The organism is Lacinutrix sp. C3R15 (assembly GCF_018860825.1).
Taxonomy (GTDB): domain Bacteria; phylum Bacteroidota; class Bacteroidia; order Flavobacteriales; family Flavobacteriaceae; genus Oceanihabitans.
The window spans coordinates 345,058-361,709 of record NZ_JAHKPZ010000015.1; the positions used below are offsets into that span (position 1 = coordinate 345,058).

Genomic DNA, 16,652 nt, shown 5'->3' on the forward strand with positions numbered 1-16,652 from the left:
TTTATAGGGAAACTGTCAATGTTTTACGGCTGAATATATTTTACTCGCTTTTAATTTTAAAATTGCCAGGGGCTAACTAATTACTTCAATGCAGGTAGTGTTTTTTAATTTAAAGCAAAAGGAGCACTTAATTTAAAAGTAGGTATTGCAACATGAAATTTTGTAGTATTACTAAAATTTACCATTTCATAATACCCTTTCATGGCTCCAAAAGGAGAGGTAAGTAAGCAGCCAGAATTATAGGTGTGCGATTCTCCTGGTTTTAAAACAGGTTTTTTGCCAATAACCCCTTCACCCGAAACAATTACAACATGGTTTAGTGCATCTAAAATGGTCCAATGTCTTGCATTAAGTTGCACAGAGTCTTTGCTCTGGTTTTCAATAGTAATCTCATATCCAAAGGCAAACTGTATTTTATAATTTTTATAAAAAGTGCCTTCAAAAGTAGTATCTACCGAAATTTTTATGCCTTTTGTTACTTGTTGAACCATTGTAAGTTTCTTAATAATCTAGGGTTGTACTTGTTAAAAATACTAAAAAAAGGAATGGAATTATCTTGATTTTGTATGAAGATAGTAATTTTTTTTAATTAATTAGTAATATTAACAGAACTAGCTTCGCCTAAACCAATAATTTTATCATATCGTGCACCTAAATCTCTATAATATACAAGTACTTTGTAATCGTTTTCAGTTTGCCAAAAATTTCCGCTAATAGCGCCTTCATCAATATTTCCGTTTTTATCTACAACTACATATTTGTAATTATAAAACCCTTGTTTTAAAAGCATTTTGTTTTGATACACTCCTCGTTCTGGATTAAAAATCATTTTGGTACTCTCATCTAAAGTGTAATTATTAAAATTACCATACACATATACGTTTTTGTCTTGAGGTAGTTCGTCTATTAATAAAGAGAAATACATCCATACATAGTCTGCCTCAATACTTGAGTTGGTAGCATCTATAGCAGTTACTAAGTAATTACCATTAATATCTGGGTTGTAGGTATAAGCTTTATCGTATCTTGTGGTATTGGTGAATAAGAAATTTTCATACAGGTCTTTTAAATTTATAAATTGTACTCCTGTATTGGCAGCTCTTACATCTTTATTTTCAAACCATAAATATTCATTTCCAGCCCAAAAGCTAGTTTCTTTAGTGTACTTATAAATAAGTTCATTACCAAGTGTGTACATTGGCTGTATGCCAGAAATAGCAGTATTTAAATTGTTGTTTTGTACTATAACTGTTTTAATGTTTTGTTTAGGGTTGTTAATTTGCGTGCTACCAGAAGATATGGTAATGTCAACAGTTTGTTTGTTTTCTATATCTCTTACATCACGAGAACGTTTTACAGCAACACCAACATTAACCTTGTCTTCATAAATCATAAATTTTCTTGAAAAAACAAGCTCGTCATAGTCGTTGTAAATTTTAAGCATATAGTTTCCAGAAACTTTTAAGCTACGTGTTTGCTCATTAGGAATTGTAAGTTGGTAGTTAGAATATATTTGTAGTGTATTAAAAGAATTTTCATAAGTTCTTATGCGTTGTTTGTCAAAACCTTCTAAGTATTCCATTTTAAATAAAACCGAAGGCGTCCAGTCATAATTATAATGTTCAATCTCATAATAATAATCTTCTTCATACCCATTTAAAGCATCAAACTCTAGATTTAAGTATTCGCCAAGTTTTAAAACAGGGAGTTGGCTTTCTGTAGTATTGCTCTTAAAAGTTATGGTTTTTATATAATCAGGCGGAGCAATTTCTTGGGCAACTTGTGCAAAAAGTGTAGTTGAAAATAAAAAAGAGACGATTAAATGTTTGAAGTTCACAAGCATATATTTAATGTTTTGCAGTAAATATAAGCAAATTTTATGCCTTAAAAAGCCGTAATACGGTTCTGATTAAATTTCTTTTTAAATTATTGTGAAAACGGATTAGTTATTTGTAAATTTGCCTCGATTTTTAAGTGACTTAAGAATTATAAACACTATAACTATTAACAAATAGATTAATAATATGTCAAACGACATTAAGATTAAAAAAGGTCTAGATATTAAGTTAAAAGGAACTGCAGAGAAGGCAAAAGAAAATGCCATTGTCAGTAATTTCTATTCTATAAGACCAGAAGACTTCCACAGTGTTATACCAAAATTAATTGCTAAAGTTGGAACTAAAGTAAAAGCAGGAGAACCTGTTTTTTACAGTAAAGCTAATGAAGCATTGAAATTTGTTTCTCCAGTTTCTGGTGAGATAATAGACATTCCTCGTGGAGCAAAACGTAAAATTTTAGCAGTTAAAATTCAAGCAGACAAAGAGCAGTCTTACCAAGATAATGGTAAGTTTAATGTGGATGCCGCAAAAGCAGAAGACGTTAAAGCACATTTGTTAGCTTCAGGATGTTGGCCTTTTATTAGGCAACGTCCCTATGATGTGATTGCAAACCCAGAAAAAGCACCGAAAGCTATTTTTATTTCTGCTTATGCATCTGCACCTTTGGTGGCAGATTTAGATTTTACCCTACAAGGTAAAGAAGCAGAACTACAAGCAGCAATTACTGCTTTAACAAAGTTAACAGAAGGCCAAGTGCATGTGTCTGTAGGTAAAAATGGTAACTCACCATTAGCAAAAGTTTCTGGTGCTACTATTCATACTGTTTCAGGTCCGCATCCTTCAGGAAATGTAGGTACACAAATAAACAAAATAGATCCTGTTAATAAAGGTGAGGTTGTTTGGACAGTAAATGCACAAGACCTTGTTATTATTGGTGAATTATTGTTAACTGGAAAATTTAATGCAGAACGTATTGTCGCTCTTGCAGGTTCTTCTGTTAAAAAACCAAGATATTTTGTTACTAAATTAGGAGCCGAAGTTGCTTCCATGATTTATGATAATGGTGTAGATAAAAACCAGAGTATTAGAATCATTTCAGGAAATGTATTAAGCGGTAAGCAAGTACAACCAGATGGCTTTTTAGATTATTATAGCAATACTATTACTGTAATACCAGAAGGTGATGATTATGAGTTCTTTGGTTGGAACAAGCCTGTTTTTAATAAGGTGTCTACCTCAAGAGCATTTACATTTTCATGGTTAACACCTAATAAAGAATACGATTTAACTACCAATACTAATGGTGAGCATCGTGCCTTTGTTACAACAGGAACCTATGAAGAAGTTTTTCCTCTAGATATATACCCAATGCAAATTTTAAAAGCATGTATGTATAAAGATTTAGACGAAATGGAAGCTTTAGGAATGTACGAAGTTGCTCCTGAAGATTTTGCTTTAACAGAGTTTGTATGTGTATCTAAACAACCACATCAAGATATTATTAGAAAAGGTTTAGACTTAATGCTAAAAGAGATAGGATAATGGGTTTAAAAAGTAGTTTACATAACTTAAAAGAAAAGTATAAAGGCACCAAAATGGCCCCTGCGTTTAACGCAATACATACTTTTTTATACTTGCCAAATGAGACCACACATAATGGAACTCATATAAAAGCAGCAGATGATTTAAAACGTACCATGAATACGGTAATCATGGCACTTATACCATGTTTAATATTTGGTATGTTTAACGCTGGTTACCAACACCACTTAGCTTCAGGAGCAATTGAAGCTGCTAACGGGTTTTTTAGCAGTTCTTTTTGGGCTTGGGATAACTTAGTAATAGGACTTGTAAAAGTGTTACCACTTGTTATTGTTTCTTACGGAGTTGGTTTACTTATCGAATTTATTTTTGCAGTAATTAAAGGACACGAAGTAGAAGAAGGGTATTTAGTAACAGGAATGTTAGTACCTCTTATTGTTCCAATTGATATTCCATTATGGATGCTTGCAGTAGCAGTAGCCTTTGGAGTTGTTATTGGTAAAGAAGTTTTTGGTGGTACAGGAATGAATATTCTTAATCCAGCATTAACCATTCGTGCATTTTTATTCTTTGCATATCCTACTTGGATGTCTGGAGATAAAGTTTGGGTGGAAGGTGCTAAAGAATTAGCAGGTACTCCAGACGCTATTTCAGGAGAAACCATTTTAGGAACACTAGCACAAAATCATGATGTTACTCACTCTGTAGCAGATATGTTTTTAGGATTTATTCCTGGTTCTGTTGGTGAAACATCGACACTTTTAATTTTATTAGGAGCATTATTCTTAATCTTCTCTAAAATAGGAAGCTGGAGAATTATGTTATCTTCTTGTGTTGGTGCTTTAGTAATGGGCTTAATATTTAATGGTGTTGTTAGTTCTGGTTGGATAACCGAAACAAGCAAGTTTTATGGCTTAATGAGTACAGAATTTTGGCATCACTTACTTATTGGTGGTTTTGCCTTTGGTACTGTGTTTATGGCAACAGATCCTGTTACAGCATCACAAACCAATAAAGGAAAATGGATATACGGATTCTTAATAGGTTTCATCTCTATATTAATTAGAGTATTTAATCCTGCTTATCCAGAAGGAGTAATGTTAGCCATTCTATTAATGAATGTATTTGCTCCAACTATTGACCATTATGTGGTTCAAGCAAATGTTAAGAAAAGAATGAAACGTCTAAAAGCAAAAATCGCATAACGATGGAAAATAAAACAGACAAAAATTCATATACTATTATTTTTGCCATTGCCATGGTAATTGTAGTAGGAGGTTTGCTAGCTTTTACGGCTTCTGCATTAAGACCTAAAATTGATAGTAACCAAAGATTAGAAAAGCAACAAAATATCTTGTATGCTATGGGTATTAACGAAAATGAAGGAAATTCTGCCATTTTTGTTTCTACAGATAAAGCTCCAGAATTGTTTAATCAATACATAAAAAAACAATTAGTAATTGAAGGAGATAAAGTATCTGAAAACGATAAAGCATATTTAATTGATGTAAAAAAAGAACAAACAAGCGCAAAAGCTGGTAACGTAAGAAAACTTCCTTTATTTGTTGGAGAAAAAGATGGTCAAACATTTTATATAGCTCCTATTAGAGGAAAAGGACTTTGGGATGCAGTTTGGGCTTATATAGCAATGGATGAAAACATGGTTGTACAAGGTGCTTATTTTGATCATAAAGGAGAAACAGCAGGTTTAGGTGCAAACATTAAACAACGTTTCTTTATGGATGACTTTATAGGAGAACACCTAAAGTCTAACGGAAGCTTTAAAGGTATTAATATCTCTAAAAGTAATAACGATCCTAAAAATTTAGATAAAACAGATAATGAGGTAGATGCAATAGCTGGTGCAACAATTACTGGAGATGGTGTTTCTGCAATGATTAAATCAGAGCTTAAACAATATGTACCTTATTTTGATAACTTAAAAAACAATTAATTTATGGGACTTTTATCAAAAAAAGACGCAGCATTAATTACAGATCCATTAGCAGATAATAACCCAATTACTATACAAGTACTAGGTATATGTTCCGCATTAGCAATTACTGCAGAATTAGAAGCTGCAATTGTAATGTCTGTTTCGGTATTATTTGTATTAGGAATTGGTAACGTGGTTATCTCTTTAATGAGAAACATTATACCTTCAAAAATTAGAATTATTGTACAACTAATTGTAGTTGCTGCATTAGTAATTATAGTAGATCAAGTACTAAAAGCTTTTGCTTACGAGCTAAGTAAAACCCTTTCGGTATTTGTAGGATTAATTATTACAAACTGTATCATTATGGGGCGTTTTGAAGCTTTTGCTTTAGCAAACGGACCTTGGAAATCTTTTCTTGACGGAATTGGTAACGCTTTAGGATATGGTGTTATTTTAATAATCGTAGCATTTTTTAGAGAACTTCTAGGAGCAGGTACTTTATTAGGTATTCCTGTATTAGGAGATCCTATTGAAAAAACAGGATTATACGCATTAGGTTACGAAAATAATGGTTTTATGATTATGCCTCCAATGGCATTAATTGTTGTAGGAATTATTATTTGGGTACAACGTAGTAGAAACAAAGCATTAATTGAAGATTAAGCTAGTAACTACTCACAAACTATAAAAAAATGGAACATTTAGAATTATTTTTAAAATCGATATTTATAGATAACATGGTATTTTCCGTATTCTTAGGAATGTGTTCATACCTTGCAGTATCTAAAAAAGTAAGCACAGCTGTTGGTTTAGGTGCAGCGGTAATTTTTGTACTTGCTATAACAGTACCTTTAAACTGGTTATTAGATCAGTATGTGTTACAACCAGGAGCATTACAGTGGTTAGGTGCAGAATATGCAGACTATGATTTAAGTTTTCTTTCTTTTATCATGTTTATTGCAACCATTGCAACCATGGTACAATTAGTAGAAATTGTGGTTGAAAAGTTTTCACCATCACTATATAATTCATTAGGTATTTTCTTACCATTAATTGCGGTAAACTGTGCCATTTTAGGTGGTTCTTTATTTATGCAATCTCGTGAAATTCCAACATTAAGCTTAGCTACCGTTTACGGTATAGGTTCTGGAATAGGATGGTTTTTAGCTATTTTAGCAATTGCAGCTATTCGTGAAAAAATTAGATATTCTAACGTACCTCCTGCATTAAGAGGTTTAGGAATTACATTTATCATTACAGGTTTAATGGCTATTGGTTTTATGAGTTTTGGTGGAATGTTAACAGGAGGAGACGAAGAAGCTAAAGAGGATACTACCGCACAAATTGAAACTGTAGATCAAGAAAGCACAAAAGAGTTAGCTAACAATACAATAACAAATGACTAACATGATATTAGCAGCAAGTACATTAGGAACCATATTAGCAACTGTAGCAGCTTTTTTACTAGTAATTTTATTATTAGTAACTCTGTTATTATTTGTAAAACAAAAATTGTCTCCATCTGGTCCTGTAAAGATTAAGATTAACGGAGAACGTGAAATAGAAGTAGCTTCTGGAGATAGTTTATTATCTACTTTAGGATCTCAAAAAATATTTTTACCATCAGCATGTGGTGGTGGTGGTACATGTATTCAATGTGAATGCCACGTACTTTCTGGTGGAGGAGAAGCATTACCTACTGAAACTCCTCACTTTTCAAGAAAAGAATTAGCACATGGAGCGCGTTTATCTTGTCAGGTAAAAGTGAAACAAGACATGGAAATTACTATTCCTGAAGAAGTTTTCGGAATTAAAAAATGGGAAGCAACAGTAGTTTCTAACTACAATGTAGCAACTTTTATTAAAGAGTTTGTAGTTGAAATTCCTGAGGATATGGATTACAAAGCTGGAGGGTATATTCAAATTGAAATCCCTAACTGTGAAGTAAAATATGCAGATATGGATATTACTGCACATCCAGATGATCATCCAGGAGAACCAAATAAATTTGAAGCAGATTGGGACAAGTTTGGTTTAAGACCTTTGGTTATGAAAAATGATGAACTTGTAGAAAGAGCCTACTCTATGGCTTCTTACCCTGCAGAAGGAAGAAGAATTATGCTTAATGTGCGTGTAGCAACACCTCCTTTTGATAGAGCTAAAGGTGGCTGGATGGATGTAAATCCAGGAGTAGCATCTTCTTATATATTTAACCAAAAAGTAGGAGATAAAGTAACTATTTCAGGTCCTTATGGTGAGTTCTTTATTAATGAGTCTGATGCCGAAATGTTATATGTAGGTGGTGGAGCAGGTATGGCACCAATGCGTTCACATTTATATCAATTATTCAGAACCATTAAAACAGGAAGAAAAGTTACTTATTGGTATGGAGGACGTTCTAAAGCAGAATTATTCTATATTCACTACTTTAGAGCATTAGAAAAAGATTTCCCTAACTTCAAATTCTTTATTGCATTATCTGATCCAACTGAAGCAGATAATTGGAAAGTTAAAAAGGATATTAATGATGAAGAAGGAGACGGGTTTGTAGGATTTATTCACCAAGTAGTAATAGATCAATATTTATCTAAACATGAAGCACCAGAAGATTTAGAATTATATTTCTGTGGTCCACCATTAATGAACCAAGCGGTTCAAAAAATGGGAGAAGATTTTGGTATGGATGATGAAAATATCCGTTTTGATGACTTTGGAGGTTAAAATAAATTAACCATTAATGTTATTAATTTAGTCAAGTCTACAAAGTTATACTATAAAACCCAACACATTTGTGTTGGGTTTTTTTATGCATATTAGATTTTTTTTAATACATAAGATTACAACTATTAATAGCTTTCATGTAGATGTCTTATGTTTTAGTAGTGTTTCCTGTGACTATTTATAGCGTATAGTGATAAAAATTAATTCGTATTACTTTTCTTATAAATTTTAACAGTTTTATTATCACCTTAAAGTTAAATTGATTTTAAATTTTATTTATCTTGTAGGCATAAAATAATAGTAAAAATAATGAAACAAAAAAACTTTAATGTTTTATGTTTTGGATTTGCCTTTTTCAGCATTTTAGGTGTCCAAGCACAAAAACTAAACAAACAACCTATTACTAAGTCTGCAAAGACTGTAAACTTTTCAAATAGACAGGAACAACAACAACAACCTGCTTTTCAATTAACTCCTGAAAACCTTAGAGGACTTAATGAAACAGGCTATGTTAGATGTTTAACTGTAGAGAATGAAGAAATATTAAAAGCACAAAACCCTAACCGTCTTTCAACTGAAGAATTTGAAGCTTGGTTAGCACCTAAGTTAGAGATTACAAAATCACAATTAGCTGCTGGTAGACGTGTAGTATACAATATACCAGTTGTAGTACATGTTGTACATGATGGTAAAAGTATAAACACTACTGGAGAAGCTAACAATGAAAATATATCTTATGCACAAGCAATTTCGCAAATTCAAGTGTTAAATGAAGATTATAGAAGAATTTCTGGTACTAATGGTGGTGTTAATAGTACAGGAGCTGCTGTAGATGTAGAAATAAACTTTTGTTTAGCAGTTACAGATCCAGATGGTAACCCAACAACAGGAGTTGTACGTCATGATATTACACCTTACTCTAATACACAAACAACCTTTGTTACAGATGATTGGGAAACAAATGCAGATGTAGAGCTATTAAAAGCTAATACCCAATGGGATCCTACACAATACATGAATATGTGGTGTATTAAACCAGGAGGTAATAGTTTAAATCATGCTACTAATCCAGGTTTAAGCGGTTTGTTAGGTTATGCACAATTTCCAAGTAATTCTGGGCTAGGTGGCTTACAAACTAATGGAGGTGATGCTGATACAGATGGTGTTGTAGCGGGTTATGACTCTTTTGGAACAGAAGATTTAAATGACGGAAGTTTTATTATAAACAGTTCTTACAATTTAGGAAGAACTATGACACATGAAGTAGGTCACTGGTTAGGATTACGCCATATTTGGGGTGATGGTGGTTGTGGAGTAGATGATTATTGTGATGATACTCCAACATCAGATTCTGCAAATTATGATTGTACAGCAGTTACAAGTTGTTTTACTGCAGATCAATATCAAAATTATATGGATTATTCTTTTGATTACTGTATGGATACTTTTACGGAAGACCAAAAAACAAGAATTATAACAGTGATGCAAAATTCTCCTAGAAGAATGGAATTAAATACTTCTAATGCATGTCAAGCAGCTGCTCCATATATTAAATTTGGTAGTACTACAGGAAATGCAACTGAAGGAACAGATTGTGCATATACAGATTACGATTTTGATGTAGATATTCAGTTAGCACCAACAGGAGCTGCAACGGTTACTTTTAATGTAGATTCAGGTTCTGCAACTAACAATTTAGATTATCAATTAGTTAACAATACAGTGAGTTTTGCTAACGGAGCAACAGATTCACAAAATTTAACTTTACGTGTATTTAATGATGGTATTATTGAAGGAGATGAAACTATCGTTGTTTCTATGAGTTTATCTGGTAGTAGTGACGCATTGTTAGACCCTAACTTTGATACTATAACTATTACAATTAATGACGATGACTTTGTACCTAGTAATTCAACTTCTGTAGATGTTTATGATGAAGATTTTGAAGATTTAACAGGATGGTTTATTGTAGATTCTGATGGTGATGATGAAAATTGGGGTTCTGTAACTGGTGCAGAAGGTATTGGTGATATTATGGGAACTGCAGCATTTTCTACAACTAACGATGCAGCTATTGGAGGATTTAGTACTTATGACCCAGATAATTATTTAATTAGTCCAGAGTTTACTATACCTGCAGGTATGAGTGAATCTTCACTTAGTTTTGTTATAGGTGGCCTTAGTCAAACTACAGGTGCACAAGATCACTATTCAGTGTATTTTACAACAGATTCTGATACAGATTTAGAAGAATTTGTTATAGAAAATGATCATGCAAATACAGCTGAGGGAACCACAGAAGTTAGAACATATGATATGTCTGCTTATATAGGAATGACAGGTAGCTTAGTATTTAGACATCATAATTCTGCAACTGGTGATGGAATATTATTATTAGATACTATTGATGTTAATGCAGTATCTGGTACAGATGTGCAAACAGATGTAAACACAGCAACAGCAGAGACTTTATTATTAAACGCTATGGGTGCTGCTCCTGCATTTGATGCAGCGACAGGTTTTGTTATGGCACAACTTCAAAACAACACTAGTTTTGATTATGGTTGTACTAATATATCTGTATCTAGATCAGGTTTATCTGCGCAAACCTATAATGGTTCTGTAACAGCAAATTTTGTTACTGATAAAGTATTTAGTATAACTACAGCTAATACAACTAATTCAGGTGATGCTACAAATACATTCTACTTTACTGAAGCTGAAGTAGCTGGATGGGAAACTGCAACAGGTAATGATAGAGCAGATTTCTATATTATAAGAGAAGTTGCTGGTTCTGCAGTAGAATCTGTACCTGTAACTATTGGTGCCTTTGGTGATCACGTTACCATTACAGGTGAATTTACAGGTGTAGAAGGAGATTATTATTTTGGTACTTCAACTAGTTTAAGTGTAAACGAATCTAGTTTTGAAACATTTAGTTTATATCCTAATCCTACTACAGGAGAAGTGTCTATACAATTAAGTGCTAATGAAGATGTAAGTATTGTATTATATGATATTAGAGGACGTAAAGTTTTTGCTAATACTTATAAAAATAATGCAAACACATTTACTAAAACTATTAATTTAGATACTATGTCTTCTGGTATGTACTTATTAAAAGTTGTAAGTGGATCTAAACAAACCACTAAAAAGATTGTAAAACAATAAACCGTTTTATATCTATTAAAAACCCAATACGAAAGTATTGGGTTTTTTTATTTTAAAAAGTAATTGTAGTACTTTTGTAACATGAGCAAACCTCTTTCAAAACAAGAATTACATAATTTAGCAATGAACCATGTTGGCAAAGATTTAGAAAAACGTGGTTTTGAGTTTGTGGCTATTAATAGTACTTTAAAAAAACACCCACAATTTGTATGTATAGATAAAAATAGTCAGTACTTTTTTGTCATTGTACGTGCTGTTTTGCTGCCAGAAAACCCTAATAACTATGATGTCATTTGGATGGAGTCTTTTAAAAAGCATGCCTCAGATAAAAATGCCAAAGTATTATATGCAGGAGTGGGTTTAGGTAATCCTGATGGAGAACATTTACCAGTATATTTAAATCAAGAATATCTAATAGAATATAATGGTATTCAAGTTATTGAAACGAACCTAAATTAAACGGTTTTTATGTAGGTTACTTACCTGCAAATCTTAAAATGCAAACAAAATATTTTTTTAAAATGAAAAAATCTGCCATGCTACTAGTACTAGTAACTAGTTTGTTTTCTTGTACTAAAGAAAAAAAGAATATTAAATTAACAGATGCTGTTTTTGGTACAAGTTACTCAATACTATATGATGCAGAAAGTAATTACCAAAAGCAGATAGATAGTTTGTTTTATGTAATTAATAAATCACTTTCTACCTATCAAGAGAATTCAGATATTTCTAAAATTAATAGAAATGAAGCCAAAGAAGTAGATGCACATTTTATAAAAGTATATACTGCTTCAAGACAATTTTACACACAAACAGATAGTGTTTTTGACCCAACTATAGGAACTGTTGTAAATGCATTAGGTTTTGGGCCAGAAAAAAAAATAAAGCAGTTAGATAGTCTTAAAATAGATAGCTTAATGCACTTTGTTGGTTTAGATAAAACCTATCAAGCAGGTAATTTAATATTTAAAAAATACCCAGAAACATTTTTAGATTTTAATGCAATAGCAAAAGGATACGCTGTAGATGTGGTTGCAGATTTTTTAGAGAGCAAAAAAATAAAAAACTATTTAGTAGAAATTGGAGGCGAAATACGCACCAAAGGTATTAATATTGAAAAAGATACTTCATGGACTGTAGGTATTGATAAACCAAATTTTGAAGGCACACAATCTGTTTTAAAAGCAATTCCGTTACAGGATGCAGCCATGGCAACTTCAGGAACCTATAGAAAATTTAAATTAGATGAAAACGGAAAGCGTTATGCGCATATCATTGATGCTAAAACAGGATATTCAAGCAAAACTCATCTGTTAAGTGTTTCTGTAATAGCACCAAATTGTATGACTGCTGATGCTTTTGCTACTGCATTTCAAGCTATGGGAATGGAAAAAACGAAAGCTTTTTTAAAAAATCACCCAGAGTTTAAAGTTTTTATTGTTTTTGAAAATAATAAAAAAGAATTGGAAACCTTAAACCTTAACGGATTTCCAGAATAATAGGAATTTTCTATCTTAGAAGTTCAAAAGCAATTTTTAGAAGTTTACTACCTTAATTAAGTTTAAACTATCTCAAATTTGTTACAACATAAAATAAACCTATTAACTGGTTATAAAGTAGTTTTAACAAATAATATGAAGGCATTAATAATAGACGATGAAAAAAAAGCAAGACACGTTTTACGTATTTTGGTTGAAGAAAACTGCCCAAAAATTACACAAATTTTTGAAGCAGAAGATTTGCTTTCAGGAGTTGAGCTTATTAAAAGTCAAGAGCCAAGTATAGTCTTTCTAGATATTGAAATGCCAGAACATTCGGGATTAGAAATATTAAATTTTATAGAAAAAGAAAACCACAATTTCGAAATAATATTTACAACTGCTTACAGCGAATATGCTATTCAAGCCTTCCAATTAGCAGCCATAGATTACTTATTAAAGCCAGTAAGACCAAGTCAAGTTAAAGAAGCGGTAAACAAAACCATTGCATTTCTTGGAAATACACAAATAAACAAACGTTTAGCCGAATTAAAAACCAGCCTCAGTCAGGCTAATTTTAGTAAAATAGGGTTGCCTGTAGCAGATGGAATAAAGTTTGTAAACTTTAATGAAATTATTATGTTTGAAGCAGATGGTATGTACTCTAAAATTACAACCATCAACGACTCCGAAATATTAATAAGCAAACCTCTAAAACATTTCATAGAATTACTTAAAAATCAGAATATGTTTTATAGACCACATCGTTCCTTTTTAATAAACCTATCGTTTATTAAAGAATATATTAAAAAAGATGGAGGTTATATAGTGATGGATAATAACAAAACGGTTTCAATTTCTAAAGACAAAAAAGACGAGTTTTTAACCATAGTTAGCAGTATAGGATAGTAATTCTTAAAATAGTAATAAGAAACAATAATAATGTAACTTTGTTTATCAACACAATCTATTAATCTGAAAACCTATACATTATATATACTTTGTTTTTTGTTTGGCATGCAATTATTGTTTGCACAACAACCAGTATCCATACATCTTACAGAAAAGGATGGTGTTCCAGACAACGAGTTTTACGATATTATTGAAGACAATGATGGCTACATTTGGTTAGCTGCAGATAAAGGTTTGTTTCGTTTTGATGGTGTAAACTATAAAAAATTTCAACACCCAGAACAACGTGGATTGTCTGTGTTTAGTCTAAACAAAGATGAAAACGGAACCATTTGGTTTGTTAATATTTCTGGACAAATTTTTTATATTGAAAATGAAGAAGTAGTACTCTTTGGTGACTATAAAGAAGCTTTTAAAGGTGAGTTACCTAACTTAAAAGTCTCAAATAATTGTGTAATTCTTTTTATGCCATCTAAGTTGTTTGTCTTAAGTGTAAAATCAAAAAAAGAGATATTTAATACAAGCTTTAAAGTAAACTATGGCCTAATAGAGCCTAATGTTTTTAATAACGCTATGTTTTATAGTACACAAGATAATGTAATTAAAAGAGATTTAAAAAGTTTAGAAATAGAAGAAAAGGTGCCAATTACAGCTGTTTTTTCAAGATATATTCAACGTTCATTTATTTCAGAAATAAACCAAAACACTTTAGTCTTCTTTACAAGAAGTGTAAAGGAAGGATTAAATTTTTATAAAATTCCGAAGGATTTCAAATCCAAAATAGAACCTTTAAATCATGATTTTCCAAATATTAAAATTATAAATGTAAAAACAATCAACAACCAAACTTGGTATTGTACAGAAAATGGTGTTTTTATTTGTGAAGTTATAGAGAATACATTAATAGTAAAAAAGCATTTGTTCCCAAACCAATTTATAACAAATGTAATAGTAGATAAGCATACTAATTATTGGTTTACAACACTTAATAATGCGTTATTTGTTGTGCCTAATTTAGCTGTTAACAATGTTGCGGTAGATGTGAAAAACGATAAAATTAAGACAGTAAATTTAGGAAAACCTAACGAGTTGTTAATTACTACTATTGGAAATAAGTTACATAAATACAATGTAAATTCTAAAACGCAACAGTCTTATACTTTTACAAGCAAACTAGATGTTCATTTTGTAGATTATAATCCATATACAAAGAAATACTATAGCAACACAAACTTAAATACTTTTGTGTTTAATTCTAACTTAGAAAAAGAAAAAGATTTTGAAGGAGGAGGTACGTTAAAAGATATTTACCATATTAGTTTAGACACGACTTTAGTAGCTTTTAGAAGTGCAGTTAAATCTGTAAATAGTTTTTCAAAAAACCAAAAAGATTTATATAAAAAAAGTACAAGAGGCTATGCAGTACATTATAATACTAAAAACAAGCATAGTTATTTTGCTACAATCGATGGTTTGTTTTTTTTAGATAAAGCATATCATGAACAAGAAATAAAGTATAAAGGAAAAACCATTTATATTAATAAAATGGAAGAAACCCAAGATGGTATTTTATGGTGTAGTTCTTTTAAAAACGGGTTATTTGCTATTAAAAATAATAACGTAATAAAACATTTTACAGTTGAAAACGGATTGTTGTCTAACAGTAATTCTTATTTAAAAGCCAAAGAAAATAACTTGTGGATTGCTGGAGAAAATGGAGTCCAAAATTTTAATACTAAAACAGGGAGTTTTCAAAATTTAACAAAAAGAGAAGGTATAAACTCTTATAATTATAATGGGCTAGAAATTATAAAAGACAATGTGTTTATAGGTAGTCCAGAACAAATTATATATTTCAATGAAAAAGACGTTTTTAAACCATATAATACGCCAGAAGTTAATATTACAAGCCTAAATATTGCCAATATAAAACAACCTTTAAAATCAGAATATTCAATTCAAGAAAAAGCAAGTGCAGTAGATATTCATTTTAATGCCATAGGATACAAATCGAGTACAAGTGGAAAATTTGAATACAGATTAATTGGTTTACAAAATAATTGGACAGAAAGTATTGCAGGTATCTCTAATGTACAATACAATACACTTTTGGAAGGAGATTATACTTTTCAAATACGTAATGTTACAGATAACAAAGAAGAGGCTGTGACAAAAGAAATTCAATTTAAAGTAACGAAACCCTTTTGGGAAAAAATATGGTTTTATGCTTTATTAAGTTTGCTATTTATAACAATAATAGTGTTGTTTTATAGACAAAAAATGAAAGCTAATGATGCCGAAAAGAATAAATTATTAAAACAATTAGAGATTAATAATGAGCTTATTAATTTAAGATTAGAGAATTTACGTTCGCAAATGAATCCGCATTTTGTGTTTAATGCATTAAACTCCATTCAAGATTATATTTTAAGTAACAAAAAAGACTTAGCAGGAGATTACCTTGGTAAATTTGCCGATTTAATTAGAACTTATTTAGAGCATAGCACCAAAGGTAAATTAACATTAGAAGAAGAAATAGGTACGTTAAACATGTATTTAGAATTAGAGAAATTACGTTTTGAAGACAGTTTACAATATACCATTGAAAAAACAAAAGATATAAACCCAGAACTTATAAGTATTCCAACAATGTTAATTCAGCCATATGTTGAAAATGCTTTAAAACATGGCTTGTTACACAAAAAGAATGATAGAAAATTAAGTGTAAGCTTTTCTCAATTTTCAGAAGGCATCATACAGTGTATTATAGAAGACAATGGTGTTGGTAGAGAAAAATCAAAACAATTAAACAGAATGCGATCACAGCAACATAAATCTTTTGCATTAAAAGCAACAAACGAGCGTTTAGGTCTTTTAAACTATGGTAAAAGTAAAAAAGTAGGTGTACAAATCATCGATTTAATATCTGCAACAAAACAACCTATTGGTACAAAGGTAATTCTCAAAATACCAATATCTTAAAGAGTTATTAAATAAAAAGCTGTTTAGCAACTCAAAACAACATTTCAGAAATTGGCTACATAAATTCCT

The 16,652-nt window shown here is 31.0% G+C and carries 13 protein-coding genes; 11 read left to right on the forward strand and 2 right to left on the reverse strand.

Annotated features, from left to right (window positions below; all coding sequences use genetic code 11):
- Positions 1-104 precede the first annotated feature (104 nt).
- Both apaG and KO494_RS06955 read right to left on the reverse strand, forming a co-directional pair.
- The gene (gene apaG, locus KO494_RS06950; protein WP_215966870.1) at positions 105-491 is read right to left on the reverse strand and encodes a Co2+/Mg2+ efflux protein ApaG; all 387 of its coding nucleotides are present in this window, start codon (positions 489-491) and stop codon (positions 105-107) included.
- 98 nt (positions 492-589) lie between these two features.
- Positions 590-1,843, reverse strand: a complete 1,254-nt coding sequence (locus tag KO494_RS06955) for a type IX secretion system plug protein domain-containing protein (RefSeq protein ID WP_215966871.1) — start codon at positions 1,841-1,843, stop codon at positions 590-592.
- Positions 1,844-2,024: 181 nt separating this feature from the next.
- On the opposite strand from KO494_RS06955, the gene KO494_RS06960 reads away from it, so the two are divergent.
- From KO494_RS06960 to KO494_RS07010, 11 genes are all read left to right on the forward strand, one after another.
- Positions 2,025-3,380, forward strand: coding sequence for a Na(+)-translocating NADH-quinone reductase subunit A (locus KO494_RS06960; RefSeq protein ID WP_215966872.1), 1,356 nt, complete (start codon positions 2,025-2,027; stop codon positions 3,378-3,380).
- Complete coding sequence (locus KO494_RS06965) at positions 3,380-4,585, forward strand: NADH:ubiquinone reductase (Na(+)-transporting) subunit B (protein ID WP_215966873.1); 1,206 nt, start codon at positions 3,380-3,382, stop codon at positions 4,583-4,585. Before KO494_RS06960 ends, KO494_RS06965 begins: the two co-directional genes overlap by 1 nt.
- Before the next feature lie 2 nt (positions 4,586-4,587).
- Complete coding sequence (locus KO494_RS06970; protein WP_215966874.1) at positions 4,588-5,334, forward strand: Na(+)-translocating NADH-quinone reductase subunit C; 747 nt, start codon at positions 4,588-4,590, stop codon at positions 5,332-5,334.
- A 3-nt stretch (positions 5,335-5,337) separates the two neighbouring features.
- Positions 5,338-5,982, forward strand: coding sequence for an NADH:ubiquinone reductase (Na(+)-transporting) subunit D (locus tag KO494_RS06975; protein ID WP_215966875.1), 645 nt, complete (start codon positions 5,338-5,340; stop codon positions 5,980-5,982).
- Positions 5,983-6,011: 29 nt separating this feature from the next.
- Positions 6,012-6,725, forward strand: a complete 714-nt coding sequence (gene nqrE, locus KO494_RS06980) for an NADH:ubiquinone reductase (Na(+)-transporting) subunit E (RefSeq protein WP_215966876.1) — start codon at positions 6,012-6,014, stop codon at positions 6,723-6,725.
- A gap of 1 nt (position 6,726) precedes the next feature.
- A complete protein-coding gene (gene nqrF / locus KO494_RS06985) occupies positions 6,727-8,040 on the forward strand; it encodes an NADH:ubiquinone reductase (Na(+)-transporting) subunit F (protein WP_215967029.1) in 1,314 nt (437 codons plus the stop codon).
- Between the two features lie 309 nt (positions 8,041-8,349).
- Positions 8,350-11,211, forward strand: coding sequence for a T9SS-dependent choice-of-anchor J family protein (locus KO494_RS06990; RefSeq protein ID WP_215966877.1), 2,862 nt, complete (start codon positions 8,350-8,352; stop codon positions 11,209-11,211).
- A gap of 81 nt (positions 11,212-11,292) precedes the next feature.
- Positions 11,293-11,670, forward strand: coding sequence for a Na(+)-translocating NADH-quinone reductase subunit F (locus KO494_RS06995; RefSeq protein ID WP_215966878.1), 378 nt, complete (start codon positions 11,293-11,295; stop codon positions 11,668-11,670).
- A 77-nt stretch (positions 11,671-11,747) separates the two neighbouring features.
- A complete protein-coding gene (locus tag KO494_RS07000; RefSeq protein WP_252730342.1) occupies positions 11,748-12,710 on the forward strand; it encodes an FAD:protein FMN transferase in 963 nt (320 codons plus the stop codon).
- 135 nt (positions 12,711-12,845) lie between these two features.
- On the forward strand, positions 12,846-13,598 hold the full coding sequence (locus KO494_RS07005) for a LytTR family DNA-binding domain-containing protein (protein ID WP_215966880.1): 753 nt from the start codon (positions 12,846-12,848) through the stop codon (positions 13,596-13,598).
- Positions 13,599-13,706: 108 nt separating this feature from the next.
- Complete coding sequence (locus KO494_RS07010; RefSeq protein ID WP_215966881.1) at positions 13,707-16,583, forward strand: histidine kinase; 2,877 nt, start codon at positions 13,707-13,709, stop codon at positions 16,581-16,583.
- Positions 16,584-16,652 lie beyond the last annotated feature (69 nt).

Excerpts from the sequence above, each read along its gene's own strand:
- apaG (WP_215966870.1), bottom strand. The coding sequence starts at position 491 with ATGGTTCAACAAGTAACAAAAGGCATAAAAATTTCGGTAGATACTACT.
- KO494_RS06955 (WP_215966871.1), bottom strand. The coding sequence starts at position 1,843 with ATGCTTGTGAACTTCAAACATTTAATCGTCTCTTTTTTATTTTCAACT.
- KO494_RS06960 (WP_215966872.1), top strand. The coding sequence starts at position 2,025 with ATGTCAAACGACATTAAGATTAAAAAAGGTCTAGATATTAAGTTAAAA.
- KO494_RS06965 (WP_215966873.1), top strand. The coding sequence starts at position 3,380 with ATGGGTTTAAAAAGTAGTTTACATAACTTAAAAGAAAAGTATAAAGGC.
- KO494_RS06970 (WP_215966874.1), top strand. The coding sequence starts at position 4,588 with ATGGAAAATAAAACAGACAAAAATTCATATACTATTATTTTTGCCATT.
- KO494_RS06975 (WP_215966875.1), top strand. The coding sequence starts at position 5,338 with ATGGGACTTTTATCAAAAAAAGACGCAGCATTAATTACAGATCCATTA.
- nqrE (WP_215966876.1), top strand. The coding sequence starts at position 6,012 with ATGGAACATTTAGAATTATTTTTAAAATCGATATTTATAGATAACATG.
- nqrF (WP_215967029.1), top strand. The coding sequence starts at position 6,727 with ATGATATTAGCAGCAAGTACATTAGGAACCATATTAGCAACTGTAGCA.
- KO494_RS06990 (WP_215966877.1), top strand. The coding sequence starts at position 8,350 with ATGAAACAAAAAAACTTTAATGTTTTATGTTTTGGATTTGCCTTTTTC.
- KO494_RS06995 (WP_215966878.1), top strand. The coding sequence starts at position 11,293 with ATGAGCAAACCTCTTTCAAAACAAGAATTACATAATTTAGCAATGAAC.
- KO494_RS07000 (WP_252730342.1), top strand. The coding sequence starts at position 11,748 with ATGCTACTAGTACTAGTAACTAGTTTGTTTTCTTGTACTAAAGAAAAA.
- KO494_RS07005 (WP_215966880.1), top strand. The coding sequence starts at position 12,846 with ATGAAGGCATTAATAATAGACGATGAAAAAAAAGCAAGACACGTTTTA.
- KO494_RS07010 (WP_215966881.1), top strand. The coding sequence starts at position 13,707 with ATGCAATTATTGTTTGCACAACAACCAGTATCCATACATCTTACAGAA.